This window comes from Bradyrhizobium arachidis (assembly GCF_024758505.1).
GTDB classification, from domain to species: Bacteria; Pseudomonadota; Alphaproteobacteria; order Rhizobiales; family Xanthobacteraceae; genus Bradyrhizobium; species Bradyrhizobium manausense_C.
In genome coordinates, this window is the sequence record NZ_CP077970.1 from 1574207 (window position 1) to 1594506 (window position 20300).

11 protein-coding genes and 3 pseudogenes are annotated in these 20300 nt (G+C 58.9%); 12 read left to right on the forward strand and 2 right to left on the reverse strand.

The features are described 5' to 3' along the window. The first annotated feature begins 52 nt into the window (after positions 1-52). On the forward strand, positions 53-436 hold the full coding sequence (locus tag KUF59_RS07090) for a cupin domain-containing protein (protein WP_258769013.1): 384 nt from the start codon (positions 53-55) through the stop codon (positions 434-436). A 1949-nt stretch (positions 437-2385) separates the two neighbouring features. Continuing rightward, a complete protein-coding gene (locus KUF59_RS07095) occupies positions 2386-2703 on the forward strand; it encodes an MFS transporter (protein WP_258769014.1) in 318 nt (105 codons plus the stop codon). A gap of 1059 nt (positions 2704-3762) precedes the next feature. Here KUF59_RS07095 and KUF59_RS07100 read toward each other — a convergent pair. Next, on the reverse strand, positions 3763-4218 hold the full coding sequence (locus tag KUF59_RS07100; protein ID WP_475647879.1) for a recombinase family protein: 456 nt from the start codon (positions 4216-4218) through the stop codon (positions 3763-3765). Between KUF59_RS07100 and KUF59_RS44000 the strand changes: the two genes are divergently transcribed. The 7 genes and pseudogenes from KUF59_RS44000 to KUF59_RS07135 all read left to right on the forward strand — a co-directional run bounded on the left by KUF59_RS44000 (position 4130) and on the right by KUF59_RS07135 (position 13799). Then, the gene (locus tag KUF59_RS44000; RefSeq protein WP_475647870.1) at positions 4130-4918 is read left to right on the forward strand and encodes an amidohydrolase; all 789 of its coding nucleotides are present in this window, start codon (positions 4130-4132) and stop codon (positions 4916-4918) included. The two genes, KUF59_RS07100 and KUF59_RS44000, sit on opposite strands and share 89 nt — an antisense overlap. Before the next feature lie 109 nt (positions 4919-5027). Further along, positions 5028-5306 (forward strand): M20/M25/M40 family metallo-hydrolase, encoded by a 279-nt coding sequence (locus KUF59_RS44005; protein ID WP_309500941.1) that lies wholly within the window; start codon positions 5028-5030, stop codon positions 5304-5306. 137 nt (positions 5307-5443) lie between these two features. Beyond that, positions 5444-6597: pseudogene (locus KUF59_RS07115) on the forward strand (IS5 family transposase); the annotation flags it as partial. Positions 6598-9073: 2476 nt separating this feature from the next. Next, positions 9074-10252: a M24 family metallopeptidase gene (locus KUF59_RS07120; protein ID WP_258769016.1), complete on the forward strand. Its 1179-nt coding sequence runs from the start codon at positions 9074-9076 to the stop codon at positions 10250-10252. A gap of 301 nt (positions 10253-10553) precedes the next feature. Further along, positions 10554-11306 carry an aspartate/glutamate racemase family protein gene (locus KUF59_RS07125; RefSeq protein ID WP_258769017.1) on the forward strand — a complete coding sequence of 251 codons (753 nt, stop codon included), beginning with the start codon at positions 10554-10556 and terminating at the stop codon, positions 11304-11306. Between the two features lie 197 nt (positions 11307-11503). Next, a complete protein-coding gene (locus KUF59_RS07130; RefSeq protein ID WP_258769019.1) occupies positions 11504-12751 on the forward strand; it encodes an NAD(P)/FAD-dependent oxidoreductase in 1248 nt (415 codons plus the stop codon). A gap of 22 nt (positions 12752-12773) precedes the next feature. Further along, positions 12774-13799 (forward strand): saccharopine dehydrogenase NADP-binding domain-containing protein, encoded by a 1026-nt coding sequence (locus KUF59_RS07135; RefSeq protein WP_258769020.1) that lies wholly within the window; start codon positions 12774-12776, stop codon positions 13797-13799. An 842-nt stretch (positions 13800-14641) separates the two neighbouring features. On the opposite strand, the gene KUF59_RS07140 is transcribed toward KUF59_RS07135, so the two are convergent. Further along, entirely contained in the window at positions 14642-15670 is a 1029-nt protein-coding gene (locus KUF59_RS07140; protein ID WP_258769022.1) for an IS110 family RNA-guided transposase, read from the reverse strand. A 248-nt stretch (positions 15671-15918) separates the two neighbouring features. On the opposite strand from KUF59_RS07140, the pseudogene KUF59_RS44285 reads away from it, so the two are divergent. From KUF59_RS44285 to KUF59_RS07155, 3 genes and pseudogenes are all read left to right on the forward strand, one after another. Then, positions 15919-16030 (forward strand): annotated as a pseudogene (locus tag KUF59_RS44285) (ATP-binding cassette domain-containing protein); the annotation flags it as partial. Positions 16031-16565: 535 nt separating this feature from the next. Next, complete coding sequence (locus tag KUF59_RS07150) at positions 16566-17654, forward strand: NAD(P)-dependent oxidoreductase (RefSeq protein WP_258769024.1); 1089 nt, start codon at positions 16566-16568, stop codon at positions 17652-17654. A 588-nt stretch (positions 17655-18242) separates the two neighbouring features. Beyond that, positions 18243-19392: pseudogene (locus KUF59_RS07155) on the forward strand (IS5 family transposase); the annotation flags it as partial. Between the last annotated feature and the right edge of the window lie 908 nt (positions 19393-20300).

A 20300-nucleotide genomic window follows, 5' to 3' on the forward strand; every position in this document is an offset into this window, starting at 1 on the left:
GACGTTTCCCCAGCAGCGTCAAATCAACGAATGAAGCGTCGCGAGGAAAGTCATGAGTGTATTCACAAAGGTAATTCTATTTACCGACACCGATGGCCGCTCGCGCTTTCGCGAAGAAGCCATAGATCTCGCCGAAGGAACGTCGGACCTGCAGCTATCGCCGCTTATGCCATGCAATGGTTATAAGCTGCGTCAAAGTCCTGTCGGCTTTAACTACGACTTTCATTGTTCACCTAACCCGATCTGGGTTGTTGTTCTCCAAGGGCAACTGGAAATCACCCTTCAGGATGGAAGTTCTCGTCTTTTCAAGACTGGCGACGCCCTTTATGCGATGAACGCGCTTCCTGATGGTGCGGTTTTCGACAAGTCGATACATGGGCACGCGTCGCGACAGGTGGGGCCCGATCCGTTGGTCACGCTATTCGTGCGCACGTGATTGATTACGGGGCTGTTTAGGCATAAAGTTGCGCGGTTTCCGCAGATTAGGTGTCGCTTCTACAAATTCTGAGGTTTCCGAATTTGACCGCGCAGATCCACACGTGACGTTGGCTGCAGCGATCTGGACGGCTAAATGGACGCGGATTACATCGCTGCCGGCCGTTGACCGCAAGACTCCCTAGACCGGCCAGGCGCAGTACGATTGGCATATTGCCGCGGCTCCCGACAATCCGGCGCAAATATGCCTCGGCGCTCTTGATCTCTACCGGGGAACGCTGCGCGGTTCGAGCTGGCGCTTTGCCGACTCAGCACGCAAGGCGCCATCAGCATCCATCCTGATCAGCACCGTCTCGCGTTTTCGCCGGACGATCCGAATGTCATCTACGCCGGGAGCGGCGGCGGTCTGTACCGGTCGCCTGACCGTGGCGCCGGTCAATAGCCGAGTACATCGCGGCAGATCCGAATACGTCGCAATGGCTCATGGCGGGGACCCAGGACAACGGGACGGTGCGTTTTACAGGATCACCTGTGTGGGACCAGATCGCCGAAGTGGATGGCGGCGAGTGCGGCGTGAACCTAGACGATCCTAATGAGGTATATCGCTCGTTCTACTGCGATCAGCAGACGGGCGTGCTGGGTTTTGAGTTCGACCGACAAGGGGGGGACCCGGTCGTACCAAGACCTCGCGTGCCAAAGCGCAATCTTACCGGTCGAAGTCTCTGGTTCGACCGTCGCGGTCGGTGCGATGGCGGCGTTCCTCTCGAGAGACAAAGCGGCACACTGGGAACAGGTGCTCCTCGGATTTCCGTCCGAGGACTAGGCGACTGCGATGCATCTCATAAATCCGGATACGCTGTTCGTCGGTACCTATTACGGCCGGTGCGCATCTCGACTGGATCGCTACGGGTTGGAAAGTGACTGTATTGAGCTCGCCGACGCCGTGCAACATCAGTAGCCTTAGGCTCGACCCGACGAATATCAAGGGAATTTGGGTGACGATCCAGCAAATGCAGGCGGACGCCGCGATGATCTATCGCTCTGACCATGGCGGCGGGTCATGGGCCGCGTGTCGCAACGGGCTGCCCGCCTCCCTATGAACGCAGTTGCGATCGATCCAGCCAATGCCAATCGAGCGTGGGTCCCGGCCGACCGCGGTGTTTACGAGACCCGCGATAGCGGCGCGAGCTGAACTAATGTTTCCGGCGGCCTGCCCAATGCGATGGCGGCTGACCTTCTCTATCACGCCAAGGACCGCAAGCTGACTTGCGGAACGCGCAATCGTGGTACATGGACCCTGAATGTGTAAGGAGCGAGAGTTTTAAGGAGGACATAATGGATTTCATTGAAAGGCTGTTCAGCGTTTCGCCTGATGGAGGACCGCCGAGCTTACGTATTTCGCCGCCATTTCCATCATCATTGCGGCGTTGGCTTACGCGGCACCGCGCGGCCAAGGTACGAAAGTATTGACATAGGAAGCTTCTGAGCTGCTGGCGCGAAAGCGGCCCTCTTCGGAGGACCGTTGTCAGTCTCGTTTGTGGATAATTGGTTATTTTGGGAGTGTCTTGGGCGGCGAATACATGAATGCGGTGTCGCTCACACTGGAAAATGCTCCCTCGACTCGGCGAGGGTTCGTTCTTCGTGTTATGAAATCAACGCGTCATTGCCGCCTCGGGACTGATCGCGCTTCTCGGCGGTCATCTACTCCCGCGATGAATTTGCGAACTGGGTTTGGCGGGTTTCATTCGTCTTGAGCTTGCTTCTCGTCCTGGTCGGTACCTATCTCTGCGCTCAGGTCGACGAATCCGGCCTGTTTCTCGCCGCCCGAGCCAAAGCGGAAGACCAACGAACCCCCTCTGACCGCTGCTCTCAGTTCGTGGAAGATTCCGGTCCTACAGGCCTGTCTGGTCAACATGTGCACAGCTCGTTCAACTACATGAGCACCGTTTCGTGCTTGGTTACGCCGTCAAGACGCTGGGTATGGCACAGTCGTCCATCGCATCCGGCACCACGGTCGCTAACATCATCGAAATGTGCGCCATTCCGCTGATCGCGGGATTCAGCGACAGGTTTGGGCGTTGGCCGTTCATCATTCTCGGCGTCGTGATGGCGGCGGTGTGGTATCCGATCTTTTTCCAGATCCTGCTGACATGGGACGCGTTGGCCATCATGGGCGGCTTTATCGTCTCCCTCGGCCTGATTCAACGCTCGGATGTTCGCTCCGGAGGCAGCGTTTATAGCAGAGTCTTCCGACCAGCGTCTGCGTGAGCGACAGTTCGTTGGGGAAGCAATTGGGCATTGTACTCGGAGGCGGATTGGCCCCGCTTATCGGGCTGGCACTGATGGGCTCGGGATCGGAGCTTCACTCGCCACTCAAGTAACCTGAGGTCAGGCCCAGCTGTATGGGCGACATTAGCACGTCAGGAAGAGTACCGTGGCACTGATGAACGAAGGCCAAAGAGTTTACGGTTCCCCTTCAAGGGCGCTTAGCATTTGGCCGGGATATCATGTAGGCTGCTCTTGGCAAAACTGGACGTTCGACCTTACCTACACGTCGCAGAAGCGCTGCAAGCGGACATCAAACGCGTACGCGTCCGAAACGCTCGCCCCAGACTTTCCTGCGAAATCATAGGCCTCCTAGTCAGCGGCGGAAGTCCGCATGCTGAGGTATCGCTCCCCGCCAACATGTGTAAGTTGGGGAAGACGGGCTTGCTCAAAGGTGCCCGGATCGTTTCAAGCGAAAGATTGGATAAGGTATCGTCGGTTCGGTCGGTGTGGGGAAAGGCCCACACTCCTTTGACTTGGTTTGGATAGGCCTTTTCCCCGAGCAGGGCGTTAAGCCGGCTTGCTATCTCAACGGCTACACCACCTGGGCGCCCCCGATCGCGGAACACAGTGACCGTCTCGACCAAGTCTCTGATGGCTTCTGCGGCCTCTCCGTCGCCCGCACTGGTCCTTTCGCGAACGCTTCTTCAAGCCGACCGAGTTGTTCCTCGTATCGTTTCAGGATGGCCGGATGCAGGGCGACTTCCTTTGAGGTGGGCGGCTCGCCCAGCAACTCCTCAGATATCCGCATTCGTTCGGCATCTAAAGCAGTCGATAGCGGTCCGAGAACGGATGGATCGCCATGTCCTTTGCAATCGCATCCACCAGTCGTTCGATTTCCCGGTTTAATTGACCAACCTGCTGCTCAAGACGTTGCGCGTTTCGCCTGCGATGTAGCTGCGAGGCGCTTTCGCTCCTCTAGAAACGTGCGTACGTACTCCGAAGTGACCTTCGGCGCGCGCAATTCGGCCTTTAGCCCGCTGACTGCACTTTCGACCGTATCTAAATAGAAAGTCTTCGCGTCAGGACATGTGCCGCTCTCCGTTGCAGCCGAGTAGCGAATACGAACGCGCCCTGATTTGTCTCGCCCATTGGTTGCCATGCCCGAGGCGCATGAGCCGCTACGGAGCAGACCAGACAGCATTCGAGGAGGCCGACGTTGATGGCTGGGGTGGGTGTGACTGCTCTCTTCTTTGCGTTGCTGAGCAGCTGTGAATAGCCTGGATTGACAATTGCAAGATGCGGTACCCCAGCAACCTGCCATTCACTGTTTGGATTTGGTCGTGACAGGCGCTTTCCCGAGTCGGGATCTTTCACCATCCCGACTTTGTTCCAGTCGAGGCGCCCTGCATAAAGCTCGTTCTGCAGAATGCCGGCACGCCTCTCGAGATTGCCATTAATTGTTGAAGCATTCCATGCCCGCCCTCGCGGAGGTGATACCGCTCTCGTTGTTGAGATCGTGCGCGATTTCGCGAGGCGTTCGACCGTCAACGTATTCCTGAAAGATGCGCCGGATCAGTTGCGCCTCGGCCTCGACGACGGCATCGTCGCAGTAATCCAGGGCGAAGGCGGCGAACGCCCAACAATTGGATTGAGGGCGGACATGGGTGCTTCGCCAATCCTTGAAACGTCAAACAAGCCTTGGTCGTCGACAACGCCTGGTCAAATGCATGCGTGCGGTCACGATGGGCACACAGCCATGTTGCTTGGCGCCGCCAAATATCTTGCCAACACGCGCAAATTCAAAGGTTCTGTTGCCTTGATCTTCCACGCCGCGGAGGAAGATGGTGGGGGTGACAGACTTGGCGGTCAAAAGATGGTCGAGGCAGGAATTATGGAACGTATGGCATCTCACGGGTTTTTTGGTATGCATAACGTGCCGGGCATGGAGGTGAGCAAGTTCGGCATTTGTCATGGTCCGGTCACGGCCGCGCAGGACGATTTCGACATCGTCGTGAAGGGCAGGGGCGGCCATGCCGCGGCGCCGCATCGGACCATCGATCCCGTCGTGATTGCAGCGCAGATCATCCGAGGTCTACAAACTTTGGTCACGCGCGGCACGGACCCAATCGATTCGTTGGTGATCTCCGTGACCAAGTTGACTAGAGCTCAGGCCAACAACATCATACCCGATCGCGTTGAAAGAGTGGTACCGTGAGGACCCTCGTACCTAGTCTTCGCGATTTCGCCGAACGGCAGATAATGGCGACCGCGCAAGGTATCGCTGGAGCGTTTGGTGCCGAGATCGAATCAACTACCAACGGTACGTGCCCGTCACCGTTAACCATGCGGCGGAGACGACTCTGGCGACCGAGGCTGCACATAAGCTCGTGGAACCTCACGCGGTTGACGACAAGCTGAGAGTTCGAATGGGGGCGGAGGATTTCGCCTACATGCTTGAGGCACGGCCGGGAGCCTTCATTTTTGTCGGTAATGGGCCGACTGCTGACGTGCACCATCCCGCATGTGACTTTAACGACGAAGCTCTCCCTTACGGCATCGGTTACTGGGTAAACGTCGTCCGTGAAGAGCGGCTATGCGATTGAGCTAGAATCGCATTTGCCGTTGTGGACTGTTTTCGATTGGAGGGTTTTGATGCTTCGAGCATCGGAACCCTGCAATTTCATTTTCAGGATTCCGTCGAATCGCCGGTCATGATTCCGTCGTCGCATCGGAGGTGGCGATGCGACCGAAGAAGCACAGGACGACGGGATCGGGCGATCTGTTCCGGGCCAGGCTGGACCCAGATCATCAATATGAAGCACGAGCTGGTTCAGCTCGCCGGCAAAGTCGATTGGGACTGGATCGACAGTGAGATCGCGCCGCTCTATAGCGAGAACGGTCGGCCGGGCATCGCGACCCGCTTCATGATCGGGCTGCTGTTGCTTAAGCACATTTACGGGCTGTCCGATGAGAAGGTGTGCGAGCGCTGGCTCCACGACCCGTATTTCCAGTTCCTCACCGGCGAAGAGTTCTTCCAGCACGCGTTTACGCACGAACGCTCGGACCTGAGCCACTGGCGCAAGCGGCTCGGCGACAAGCTGGAGCTCTTGCTGGCCGAGAGCCTGCGGGTGGCGCACGAAGCCGGCGCGTTACGCAGCCAGGACCTCAAGCGCGTCACGATCGACACCACAATGCAGCCGAAGGCCATCACCTTCCCGACCGATGCAAAGCTGCTGCATGCGGCCATCAAGGGGCTCAACCGCCTGACGAGGAGGCACGGCGTCAGGCTGCGGCAATCCTATTCTCGTGTGGCCAAGGCCGCCGCGATGATGGCAGGCCGCTACGCCCCGCCAAACGGTTCAGGCGGCATCAGCGGCAGTTGCGTGTCCTGCGCAGCCGGCTGGGCTAAATCATTCGCGACATTCGCCGCAAGATCGAGGGCCAGCCCGCACTGGAGGAGGCGTTCGCCCTTCCGCTCGGCCGGGCCTCGCAGATCCGCTCTCAGCAGCAGCGCCAGCGTGGCGGGAAGCTCTATTCCTTTCATGCCCCGGAGGTGGAGTGCAACGGCAAGGGCAAGGCCAGCGCACCTTATGAGTTCGGCGTGAAGGCCTCCATCGTCACCAACAACCGCCGGGCTCCTGGGGGCCTGTTCGTGCTGCACGCCAGGGCGATGCCCGATAATCCGTACGACCGTCATACCTTGCGGGACGTCATTGACCGCACCGAGACACTCACCGGCTGTCCGATCGAGCGGGCCAATGTCGACAAGGGATACCGCGGCCACGACGCGCAAAATCGGCGTCGCGTCTTCATCTCCGGCCAGAAGCGCGGCGTCTTCTCAAAGGCCGCGCAGGAGACGCTGCCAACGCTCTCCTCTCAGCCGTCGGCCACAACTTGTATGGGGTGTCGCCTGTCAAGAGCTCTTAGCAAGTCTTCTCCTTCACCGAGGGGGGCAGTTGTGTGCATCAAGTTCGGCAAATTGATCATGGGGCCGGCGAAGCCATCCCCTCGGAGCCGCCGTCGCTCGCTTGCCCCACGCGCAGCGCTGGCGAGCGACAGCGGCGGAGAGGGGTGGCCCATCCTCTTGGTGGGCCTGAGCATGACAGGCGGGAGGGCACGGACCTCGACCTCGGCGATCGCCTTCTTCAAGCCCGGATGGTAATCAGATATTGCGAACTCCATGGCATGGCGCGACTGAGAGACATTCCGAGGGAGCCTGCAATATCCGGCGGCCATCGCGCCGCGTACTTGTATGCGGTCGAACGCAGTGTTCGACCATGATGCAGCAATGCGCATCTCAAGCGAAGCTCGGGCAGCGGGCCCATTCTTCCGCGAGGTCATATGGACCAAGTTGTGGCGCGGGTCACCGCCACCTCGGAGTATCAGGGCTCGGCGGTTGCTTCGCCAAGCCCCAATTGAGGTGTCGCGTCGCGCGTTCATGCTACCGGGCGGGCGTAACTTGATCCCTACAGGTATTTCGCCTGTCGTCGTCAAGCGCCAGAACGCAATGAGCAATTTACGCGCGAGCGCCACGATCATGGTCTTGCGCGTACCGCCGCGCGCGTCGGCCGCGCGAGTATGGAACCATTGCCAGCGCGTGCAAGGCCCTTCTCCCGTCTTCGCCTGTCGCTCTCATCGGGAGCGCCCGTGAGGCCCGCGTAACGCGCGACCGCTCTGCGATCTCTCAATTGCCGGGAGAGGATCATGCACGAGCATGTCCGCTGTTTCGATTCCAACGCCAATGATCCGCGCCAGCAATTTGACCATCGCGTGCGCTCCGCTCTCGGAAACCTGCAAACGATGTAATCGAGCCGCCTCGATCTCCCTGATCTGCTCTCTGACGAGGCGAAGGCGGGCCGTCCCGGCGCATCTCGGCGATAGTGTTGGGTGGGAGAAGCACTCCTGCCGGCGTGCGCAGCGTCTCGAGCTGCTTTGACGCATGACGCAGCGTCGGCTTGAAATTGCGAATACCCAGGCGAACGAGACATGCCTTCATTCGATTGATAATGCTGGTCTGATGGCTGACAAGGTTCTCACGCTCGCGGTTCGGATGTCGGGCGTCCTCTTCATCGAGACTTGGGATTGCCGCCATTTGGCAATGGTCCGGCTCTCCGCGTAGCTAACCGAGAAGAGCGCGCTTCAAATGCTCGGTGTCGAGACGATCGGTTTTAGCCCGCCGGTGCTCGCGGGGGACGGCGACGCTTGTTGAGTGGATAACGAAGGCCTCGACGCCACGAGCCCGCAGCCACCGCGCCAGCCAAAAACCATCGCGACCGGCCTCAAAGCCGACTGCTATACGTGTGATCGCGTGCCCAACGTTTGCGGCCTCCTCGCGCCAGTGATGTAGCAACCGGAGCAGCGCGTCTTCGTCGGCGATGCATGGGGGTGCTCCATTGCTCATGACCAGCCTCAATACTCTCACGGCTTTGCCGGTCACCCCATAGTACCTTCCGCCGCATCCTCGCCTGGCTCAGGAAGCTCTTGCGCTTCATCCTGATCGTCCTTTGGCGCGCCTTCGCAACCCCGGTCGCTCTCAACCCCGCTTGTTAACGGACGACTAAATCTTGTCGAGACGGTTCTGGCTGCTTGAAGATTAGGCAGGCAAAAACATCGTGATGTGTAGTCGAGCCTAGAGCTGAACCGCGTCCTTCAGCTCAGGGCATCGGGCCACGCCCAGCCCGTCGAGCCAAGAAGGTGATCCTGCCATCATGCAGCCCCGCATGACTTTCCAATTGACGCTCAAACTAAATACGTGAGGCGATTGCAGCAGCAATCGCCAGTGCTTGAAATCATTAGTCAGCAGCTAATTGACCGCGAAGGTTCGTCGCGTCGCACTTCCAGAAGTGGGGCTCAGATGGAGATTGTCGGGCAAGTGCGATCCGCGGCTCAAGGTAGTGCGCGCGTCTCTATCGCACGAGCGACGTCGCGTGATGATATCTGTGGTCCCACCGCTCGCCGAATCCGAAGCTGAGATAGACGAAATTATGATCGAGCTTATTGGGCGACGAAGCAAGTGATAGGCGAACTCCTCGACTGATATTGAACATGAATGCCTATGCACTAGGCCTAGCGCGCCGCCCTAAACCATTGCCAGCTCGCATATGCCAGACATTCAAGGGCGCAGGGCATTTCGGAGATCGGCCGATGTCGGATGACTGAACTACAAAAGGCGACCGTCTCGTCCGCATCGCGCTCGCGCGCAGAATTTCCTCGATACAGGCGGCCAAATGGACGAAAATGTGCTTGCGAGCGAAAGTAACATTTCGCACGCAACGGTTCGGGGGGCTGCAGATCCATTTTCACCCGCGACGCGTTTTGTTAGAACTCTAGAATCCCAACCCAAGATACCTTCAAGCCAAGGAGCTAGAAAATGACAATTGGTCGAGGACTGCAGGCATTCCCGCGCGCGGAATACTTGCGCAGGGTTGCGGCAGTGAAGGCAGAAATGGCTCGGCTCGACATTCACGCGCTCGTCGTAAACAACGCAGCGAACGTGGCCTATCTTTCAGGTTACACCGTATCCGGGTCGTGGGGAATTCTTCCACAAGCTCTGGTGGTCGCGATTGACAAGGAGGAGCCCACGTTGATCGTGCGCCAAAGCGACGCGCCGGCGGCCATCCATCAGACGTTCCTGGAGCGCGCCAACGTGATTGGCTTTCGAGAAGGCCTCGTTGGCAAGCAGGGCGTTGATGGCTTTGATGCCGTAATCGACTTTCTCCAAGAAGCTGGCATGGCGAATCGCGGCTTAGGCGTTGAAGTAAGCTACCTGCCGCCGCAGACGACGGAAAAGTTCAAGGCGAGACTGCCGAAAGCGAAGATCATCGATTGCACCAAGGCTGTAGCCTGGATTCGATTTATAAAATCCGATCTTGAAATATCCGTCATGCGGGAGGCTGCTGCCATCGCGGATGCTGGCATCCTGCGTGCCGCGGAAGTCATTCGCCCTGGTGTGCGGGAGGCTGACGCCGTAGCCGAGATCGTGGCGACCCTCGTGCGCGGGGCTAACGGTAAGTCCGGAACAAACATACCCCCGATCTACTTATGCTCCTCGCCCCGGACAGGTACATGCCACATTCGCTGGAGTGAAGATACCTTTCGGGATGGTTCCCAAGTGAATCTCGAATTGGGCGGCTCCCGTTATGGGTACTATGTAGGGCTCATGCGCACCTACTCCATTGGAGCGCCGTCCGATCGTCTGCGCAGTCTCCATGAGGCAGAGGTTGCTGGTCTTGAAGCCGCGCTCGAAACAGTCCGGCCGGGTGCCACGTGCAGCGACGTCGCCAATGCGTTCTATCGGACGAGCAAGAAGATGGGCTTTAACAAGGAGTCGCGCTGTGGTTACCCAATTGGCATTAATTGGACGGAGCCGACGGCGAGCCTGCAGGATGGCGATATGACGGAGCTGAAGCCGAACATGACCTTTCACCTGATGCTCGGCAACTGGATCGACGAAGACTTCGGCTATGTCATCAGCGAGACATTCCGAGTAACCGAGTCTGGTGCCGAGGTGTTGACTAGCGCGCCACGAAGGCTGTTCGAGGTTGGCTGAACTGGTGGGAAGTCGTCGGGGCGAAGTCGCAGTCTGCGTTGCGCCTAAGAAGGCCCTAGTGAATCGAGTGTGTCTCCACGACGTGTGCTGCGCACCCCAACGTCCGGCGGGTCGTGCGCACGTGAAATCCCTGACGCTTTCCAGGATTGCCGATGCGCCAAGCCGCGGCTACATTTGAGATTAAAAATGTCTCGCTCGCACGCAGCGGTTGTCACGATGCGCCGTGGTGCCGCGATGTATGACGGCCTGACGGCTCGCGGGCCGGCGCTTGAGGAAAAACTCCGGAGGTTTTGGAGCTTTAATGACTCGTATCGCATCGCAAGTGAAACCCAAATCATCATTCTACGGTGCGCCCGTTGGCATCTTGCAGCTGGAGCGTCCCCGGGACCCGTTTGTTCGTCCGTTCATCCCCGGCAGCGTCGGTAATGCCAGCACGTGGAGTGTTCCTGTCAGGTACAAGACAGTGTCTGGCCTCAGTTTCGAGCGGGTTATCGCCGGGGATTTGGCGCCTGCAGTGATTCAGGCCGCCCTAGAACTCGCCACCGAAGGCTCCCAACTGATCACCTCGAACTGTGGGTTCATGATACGCTACCAAGAGATGGTTCGCGACGCGACCGACATACCCGTGCTCCTATCCAGCCTATCGCTTGGACCGTTTCTCGAACGCACGCTCCCGCGCAACCAGGCGCTCGGCATCATTACAGCCAGTTCGTCCTTGATGACACCAAATCTACTGGAATCAGCTGGGTTGCCACCCAATTCCCGGCGTGTGGTCATCCGCGGGCTCGAGGACGCTGCCTCGTTCGCCGCTGCTTTTCTTACCGCCACCGGCGATCTCGAGGTCAGCGCGGTTGAGACTGAGATTGTCGATGCCGCAAAGGATTTGCTCAATGATCGCCAGGATATTGGAATACTGCTTCTCGAGTGCTCGGAGTTCCCGCCTTACGCTGCGGCGGTTCAGCGCGCGACGGGCATTCCGGTGTTCGACTTCACCTCGATGGTCGAGTTTTTCGTTCGTGGACTAGTACGTAGACCGTTTAATGGACTACTCTAACTGCACAGGGTCAAGAATTGCGCGCACATCGAGTCCGCGCGCCTTCGCCAAGAGTCCGACAGGTCTGTCAGTCGCCCTCGATGTGAGCGTGCTAAGGACTTCGTAAGACGCCGCATAGGCGCGGCTGCCGCGTCCCTGCGCATTGGCTGCGGCAGGCCATCGCACGCGTTTTTGGCCGAGCTTGGTATCAGGAAAGCATGGCTACGATAGAAGACATCGTCGTGATCGGTGCAGGCATCGTCGGTGCGGCTTGCGCGGCTCGTTTAGTAATGGCCGGAAAGAAGGTTGTCATTCTCGATCGGGTTCCGCCGGGGACGTCGTGTTCATTTGGTAACGCTGGAGGGTTAAGTCCAACTGTTTGCCTTCCTCTTGCAACCCCAAGTATGTACAGCCAAATCCCCGGCTGGCTCATGCGTCGGGATGGGCCGCTCGCAATTGACCCGAAGTACCTACTGACAGCCTTACCTTGGCTGCTGCGTTTTATGTGGGCGGGTCTGCCTAGCCGTTCGCGTATCGCGGCCAAGGGCATGTACAGTTTAATGCATCGCTTGTTCGATGACTACGAGCCTCTGTTGGAGTTTGCGGGCGCGCAGTCCTTGATTCATCGCGTCGGGCAACTCTACGTGTTCAGCACCGAATCTGGATTTGCCAAGGAGCAGGCTGCGATCAAGGTCCGCGAAGCATTAGGCTTCGAACAAAAGCTTTTGCTCGGTATTTCCGACATCAGGGAATACGAGCCTGAGCTGGATGATCGATTCACGAACGGCGTATATCTTCCCGGGAACGGACATTGCTCGAACGCGCATCGGCTTGTCGAGTTGCTCGTGGAAGCGAGTGTACGGTCAGGCGCAAGATTCGTCGCGGGAAACGTCACTCGGCTAGAGCCTGCAGGGACCCTCGTGCGCGTGCACGGCCTTTCCGAAACGCTTCACGCTCGTCATGTGGTCCTCGCAGGAGGAATCTGGTCAAATGAGCTGCTGAAGTCGTTGAGCTATCGGGTTCCTCTCGAGAGCCATCGCGGTTATCACATCCATGCACCCTGTGAGTTTGTTCGTCCTCGCCGTAACGTTGTTTGGGCTGAGATGAAGGTGGTCGCTACGCCCATGGACAGCGGAGTTCGTATTGCCGGAACCGCCGAAATTGCCGGTCTGAAGGCCCCGCCGAGAGAAGCTCGTTACGCGTTGCTTGAGGATACCGCGCGGCGGATGTATCCCAGACTCGATGTCACTGGCGCGTCGAGGTGGATGGGTCATCGTCCGTGCACGCCGGATTCCTTGCCTGTCATTGGCCCCTTGCCACGTGAGCGCCGGATAATTTGCGCGCTGGGTCATGGCCACATTGGCCTATCGGCGGCCTCCTTCACAGGCCGTGTCGTGGCACAGATCGTCGCAGACAATGACGTAAGGAACGAATGGGCGCCTTTCTCCATCGAGCGTTTTCTCTGATCTTAGGAAGCTGTGGCAAAAAATGATCCCCACTTACCTTGACGAAAATGCTGTTCGCGAGTCTCTGACCGATGACGAAGTGTACGAAATCGTGCAGAGCACGTTGCGCGCCCTCCACGAAGGAACGGCAATCCCGGGTCCGAAGGCGGGCTTCGGTGTCCAAGTAGGAGGTGACAACCGCTATATAGGTACCGTGTCCGGGTGCATTCTCGCCTCCAACGCGGCGGGTGTGAAGTGGTTCATGACTTCCGATCGAAGCGCGAATCGCGGCTTGCCCCGTGTACCTGCGACGATTTTGATATGCGACGCAAGAACTGGCCAGCTCGCCGGTGTCTTGGATGCAACGCGGCTAACCTCTCTTCGGACTGCGGCCATGGCCGTAGCATGCAGCCTGCAAGTGAGCAAAACACAAGTGTTGCCGAAGGTTGCAATAATCGGTGCTGGAACGGTCGGCACCGAAGTCGCCCGGTACTTTGCGCAGTCCGGGCGCGTAGCGCGAATAGCCGTGGCCGCGAGATCTGCCGCAGCTGTGCATCGGGCCTCGACCGCGATCCAGGCGGTGGCCAATGAGCGCGTCCAGGTGCAGGGAACAATTGACGTGCGGGCCGCCGTCAGCGACGCTGAGATCGTGGTAACTGCCACGAGCGTCCCGAACGACATGACTCTGGTAGAGCACCAATGGCTTAGTCCTGATGCGATCATTTGCACCCTCGGTTCTCACCGAGAGATCGATCTCCAGATCATTCACGAAGCCGCGCATATCCTGGTTGATGACCCGGACGGCAGTCAGCGGCGTGGCAACCTGGCCGGAGAGCTCAAATCTGGTGTCATTGCAATCGATCGTCTGTCGAACGTCGGAGAGCTGATGGCGAATCGATGGAGGCCGACTCGGCCTGGGCGAGTCCTACTCGCCTTGGTAGGTATCGGAGTTTTAGATGTGGCCCTGGGCGCACAGGCGCTAGCCAATGCGCGCGGCAACGGACGGGGACTGCCGCTGCTCACGCGATTGGCCAGCCAAGGCCTCGTTCCAGCAAACAGAGATCGATGATCACCAAATGGCTGCGGCGCGAGGCGCGCCCCGGGGAACTTGCTTATTCGCCCTTCTGGACTCAATTTGAAGCTCTCTCGTTCGAACGACGGACTCTTCTCTAACAATGTTACTGCGAGAAAATATCAGGGCGTGAACCAGCGGTCACCAAGATATGCGTTGTCGGGGCGCGCGCTATTGGGAGGCGGACGCAGGGCCGGCTACGTCGGGCAAGACAGACGAGTGGCCGGTGTTGACGTATGTTGGTGGCGAGCCGTGAGCTTTAAAAGGATTGGGTCGAACTACGAATATCGCGCGTAAGCGGGCGCGCTGGAAGGTCCATCACGGCAGGATCGATCCTTCGCGCCTGATCGCTATCGATGCGATGTGAGTTAAAGCCAATGTGGCGCAAGCTAGGAGCTGAGCGGGCGACGCCCGAAAACACCTGCGTCTTCGGCCATTGGAAAGACCGCGACGTTCATGGCGGTGCAGCGTGACCACGGATTTGTACGCCTTGGACCATTGACGGACGAAGGGCGAATTGGTCATCTTCGATATCTCGGCAATCATGAGGGTAAGTCAGCCTGCAACACCATCCGGGCTTCTGTAACGGGCCTTGGTTAGTCAATCCCTTTTTGCGTCATCCTTTCGCCGGGTACTTGCTTCTGTACGGGATCGGCGCTGCGGCCGTCGCCTGACGGGGTTCTAGAGGAACAGGCCGGCCAATCTACGGAAACGTGATCGCATCGTTGGATGCGTCAACAACCCGGATGACGACCTGACCTGATCCATCGTCCCGGCGAAGGGACTTCGCTTCGGGAAGGCTGATGTCGAACCCGCCCGAGAACCTGTTCGCTCCTATTTTAGGTTGCCATGGCGGTCGCATTGAAGGGCGCGTTGTCCTTGAGCATGCGCAGCATGATCACGGCGAGCTTGCGCGCCAGCGCCACCTTGGCCTTGCTCATGCCGGCACGCTTGGCGATCCGCATCGCCCAGCTCTTGAGCTGGGCACAGCCCTTGATCGGCTTGGTCAGGATGATGTGGGCAGCCTCATAGAGCGCCTCGCGCACGGAAGCGTCGCCATTTTTGCTGATGCGGCCGGAGTAGTCGGTCTCACCTGACTGATGCTTCTTCGGCGTCAATCCGAAGAGCGGCCCCGCTCGCTTTGATGAGGTAAATCGGGAGGGGTCATCGATGGCACTGGCATAGGTCAGCGAGATGATCGGTCCCACGGCCGGCGTCGACATCAGCAGCCTGGCTTTGGCGTCCAGGAGAGACATTGCCCGCACCCGCTTCTCAAGGCCGTTGAACTCGCGCAGCAGCACCATGTGAACCGCAAGCGTCGCTGCAGCAATCGTCTCAAGGGCCGGATGGCCGGTCACCAGCTCTCTGATCCGTGTCGCGAAGCTGCGTTTGGCGGTCTTGCCGACCTTCAACCCGAAGCCACGCAGGATCCCGCGCAAGCTGTTCTCGATGTCCTGAAGCTTGGCCTGAATCAGCTTGCGTGCGGTCAGCATTGCGCGGATCTCCTGCGCACTCATCGACTTGCAATGCACTGGCCGGAACCAGCCGAGCTGCATCAATTGCGCGATGTTGCGGGCGTCGTTGCGGTCCGACTTCACCGGCATCGATTTGAAGGCCTCGCTCACGTGGCGCGTCTCCAGAAGCTCAACCGCGAGGCCCGCCTTCTTCATTGCCGCGTAAAGCCACTGTGACAGCGGGCCTGCCTCCAGCCCGATCCTGGCGAGGTCGAACCCGAGCGAACGGAACCAGGCGATCAGCGCCTCCGGCTCGCTGGCCACCTTGGCCTCCCGAACGATCTTGCCGTTCGCATCGACAACGCACACGCTGGCGCATTCCAATGACACGTCGATTCCGGCATAGTGGTCCATGGTCGTCTCTCCTCGATGCTTGGAGCGAGGCTTAGGCCTCGACTCCGCTACACCATCAATGTGAGGGACGACCGCTTGCCTTCCAGCCAAGGCGCGCGACGCGCGCATCAAACAGCGCCGTAGCTAGCGCGGCTTGGTCGGAAGGCCCCAAGGGGGCCCGTTACCCCATCTACGGAAGCCCATCTGATCTTTTGGCGCCCTACACCCAGATCCCAATCGATCGAGCGGTTTTTTCACCAAACTCAATCGGCGGTCAGCAGCAACGCGTCGCGCTCGCCCGCGCGCCGATCCACCGATCCACCGATCCTCCTGCTCGACGAGCCACTCGGCGCGCTTGAAGGTAACCTGCGCGCGAGCATGTTGGCTTGCGGCAGCAGATTTTCCGGCCAGGAGACAATGTGCGCGTGGATTGGCTGCGTTCGGACATTCGCTTCGTTGCGCCCTGAGGTGCTGGCAGAGCAAGCGGGATGAAAACATTTGAGAAACTTGGACGGTGCCCATCGACTCTCAATGTCGGCTTTTGCAATCCTGATTGGCATCTTCCGCGTGTCCGTCCTTCGGCTCTTTCTGACAAGAATCAATGCGCTAGCCATTTCTCTCGTCACTATGATGCGTTCCTAAGCCAGCAGGCAAACGTCCGCATTGTCCTGCAGGCCCTTCAAATACGCGCCGCCTCGAAGCGACTTCTTATATGCGCTGCTCGTTCTCGTCACGATTCGCTATTTGGACTAGCTCCCGGGTACGTGGCACGGGACCCGACGGATTCCTGCACCAAGCTACGAATTTATATGGATTTCAGCGCCCTTTAGATGAAATCGGCAGGGATGTGTTCGCATATCTGCGCATAAGCTTTCGAATATGAACGGTGCCCATTTAGACGCGGCAAGCGGAACTCGTGTTCGGCCAAGAAAAGCATCGTTCTTCCATCGAAGACGGAAGTAAGGGGGAAAGCAAAAAGATGAAAGTAGTCTGCTTGTGGTTTGCGACTGATAGTGAACGGAATTATATAAAAGAAGCGATGCCGCGTGGCACGGAGATCGTTGTCCCAAGGGGCGAATACTTCTCCCGCTTCGAGACCACCTATACTGATCTTGAGCCTCATGCCCGCGATGCGGATGCGTTTATCGGTTGGACGCTTCCGGAGGGGATTGTAGAAAAAGCAGAGAAGCTTAAGATTCTTTCGTGGCTGCACACCGGCGTTGACGACCTCAGGATCAACGGTGTTCTTTCGCTGGCGAGGCAACGCGGGTTCAAGGTGACGAACGCTCGTGGTGCCAATGCAATCGCCGTTGCGGAACACGCAATGATGCTCCTGCTTTCCCTCGCGAAGAAGACCATTCTGAAAAACCAGGCTTCGAGAGAGAACCACCGGCTTTTTCCCTTGTTTGCCGACGAATACAGAGGAACGATGCTGCATGGCAATACGCTGGGGGTAATCGGTGTCGGCGGCATCGGGAGTCACGTTGCCAAGTGTGCGAAAGCATTTGGCATGCAGGTTCTTGGGGTCCGTCGCAACAAGGAACGGAACGACCCCAATGTTGATTCCATGCATGGCATGGACGAGTTGCATGCCGTCCTTTCGAAATGCGACTACGTGGTTCTGGCGACTCCGAACACAGGCGAGACGTTCCAGTTCTTCGGCAAGGCGGAGCTAGCCGCCATGAAGCCGTCCGCCTTTTTAGTCAACATTGCGCGTGGAAAGCTTGTTCAGGAAAAACCGCTCCACGAGGCATTGACGTCGGGCCGTTTGCGCGGTTTCGCGGCAGATACCTGGCCAAGATATGACTTCGGCACAACCTTTCCAAGTGGTGCGGTACCCCGCTTGGAGATTCAGAAGCTCCCAAATGTGGTAGGCACCATCGACCAAGCGCACAATGTTGATGGCGTGCTAAATCGATATCTCCAGTGGGGCACCGAGAATCTGGTAGAGTTTGTGGCAGGGAAGCCGCTCACGCGCGAGGTGAACCTGGACCTCGGCTATTAGGCAGAAAGCGCGGCTCGTGAACCCGCACTTTTTCGGAACCAATGGTATGGCGACTCCCTGGATACTTAGTCATCGCGAGCCGGCACTTCCGTGAGGTATAGCAATGGCCCGCGAGCAGATTAGTGCTATACATCCCGCGACAGGGTTAAAGCCGCGGAAGTGCTGATCCGCAATGTACGTCACTAGGCAACTCTGAGTTCGGCAACTACGCAGGCTACGACATCGGGCCGATCTTCCACTTCGGTGTCACCAGGCGTACGCGGCTACGTCACCAGCTTGTCGAACACCGCGCCGTCAGGCGCCGCTCGTGCAAACGCAAGCTTGGCAATGGCGGTGTGTGATCAACGATGGTGATTTGCTTGCCTCTCAGGTATCCCTGCTCCGATCCAGCAATGGTCTCGCCAATTGATGGAAAGCTTGCCCCATCGGCCGCGAACAAGGCTCTAAGCGATTGAGCCGGGGTCTATTTTTCGGATTCGAGAGGGTTTGAGATTGCAGGGATTGGGAGGTTGCGGCCGCCAAACCCTGCAATTTCGTTTGTTTCACTTTCACCGCAGACCGTGATCCTGTAGTTCATCGGAGGGGCCGATGCGAGCGAAGAAGCACAAGAAGACGGGATCGAACGACCTGTTCCGGGCAAGGCTGGATCAGATCATCAACATGAAGCACGAGCTGGTTCTGCTTGCCGGCAGGATCGATGGGACCTGATCGACGGCGAGATCGCTCCGCTCCGCAGCGAGAAGGGCCGGCCCGGGATCGAGACCCGTTTCATGATCGGACTTGCTGCTCAAGCACATTTACGGGCTCTCCGATGAGGGGGTATGCGAGCGCTGGGGCCATGACCCGTATTTCCAGTTCTTCACCGGCGAAGAGTTCTTCCAACACGCCTTCCCGCACGAGCGCTCGGACCTCAGCCACTGGCGCAAGCGGCTCGGCGACAAGCTGGAGCTCTTGCTGGCCGAGAGCCTGCGGGTGGCGCACGAAGCCGGCGCGTTACGCAGCCAGGACCTCAAGCGCGTCACGATCGACACCACAATGCGGCCGAAGGCCATCACCTTCCCGACCGATGCAAAGCTGCTGCATGCGGCCATCAAGGGGCTCAACCGCCTGACGAGGAGGCACGGCGTCAGGCTGCGGCAATCCTATTCTCGTGTGGCCAAGGCCGCCGCGATGATGGCAGGCCGCTACGCCCCGCCAAACGGTTCAGGCGGCATCAGCGGCAGTTGCGTGTCCTGCGCAGCCGGCTGGGCTAAATCATTCGCGACATTCGCCGCAAGATCGAGGGCCAGCCCGCACTGGAGGAGGCGTTCGCCCTTCCGCTCGGCCGGGCCTCGCAGATCCGCTCTCAGCAGCAGCGCCAGCGTGGCGGGAAGCTCTATTCCTTTCATGCCCCGGAGGTGGAGTGCAACGGCAAGGGCAAGGCCAGCGCACCTTATGAGTTCGGCGTGAAGGCCTCCATCGTCACCAACAACCGCCGGGCTCCTGGGGGCCTGTTCGTGCTGCACGCCAGGGCGATGCCCGATAATCCGTACGACCGTCATACCTTGCGGGACGTCATTGACCGCACCGAGACACTCACCGGCTGTCCGATCGAGCGGGCCAATGTCGACAAGGGATACCGCGGCCACGACGCGCAAAATCGGCGTCGCGTCTTCATCTCCGGCCAGAAGCGCGGCGTCTTCTCAAAGGCCGCGCAGGAGACGCTGCCAACGCTCTCCTCTCAGCCGTCGGCCACAACTTGTATGGGGTGTCGCCTGTCAAGAGCTCTTAGCAAGTCTTCTCCTTCACCGAGGGGGGCAGTTGTGTGCATCAAGTTCGGCAAATTGATCATGGGGCCGGCGAAGCCATCCCCTCGGAGCCGCCGTCGCTCGCTTGCCCCACGCGCAGCGCTGGCGAGCGACAGCGGCGGAGAGGGGTGGCCCATCCTCTTGGTGGGCCTGAGCATGACAGGCGGGAGGGCACGGACCTCGACCTCGGCGATCGCCTTCTTCAAGCCCGGATGGTAATCAGATATTGCGAACTCCATGGCATGGCGCGACTGAGAGACATTCCGAGGGAGCCTGCAATATCCGGCGGCCATCGCGCCGCGTACTTGTATGCGGTCGAACGCAGTGTTCGACCATGATGCAGCAATGCGCATCTCAAGCGAAGCTCGGGCAGCGGGCCCATTCTTCCGCGAGGTCATATGGACCAAGTTGTGGCGCGGGTCACCGCCACCTCGGAGTATCAGGGCTCGGCGGTTGCTTCGCCAAGCCCCAATTGAGGTGTCGCGTCGCGCGTTCATGCTACCGGGCGGGCGTAACTTGATCCCTACAGGTATTTCGCCTGTCGTCGTCAAGCGCCAGAACGCAATGAGCAATTTACGCGCGAGCGCCACGATCATGGTCTTGCGCGTACCGCCGCGCGCGTCGGCCGCGCGAGTATGGAACCATTGCCAGCGCGTGCAAGGCCCTTCTCCCGTCTTCGCCTGTCGCTCTCATCGGGAGCGCCCGTGAGGCCCGCGTAACGCGCGACCGCTCTGCGATCTCTCAATTGCCGGGAGAGGATCATGCACGAGCATGTCCGCTGTTTCGATTCCAACGCCAATGATCCGCGCCAGCAATTTGACCATCGCGTGCGCTCCGCTCTCGGAAACCTGCAAACGAT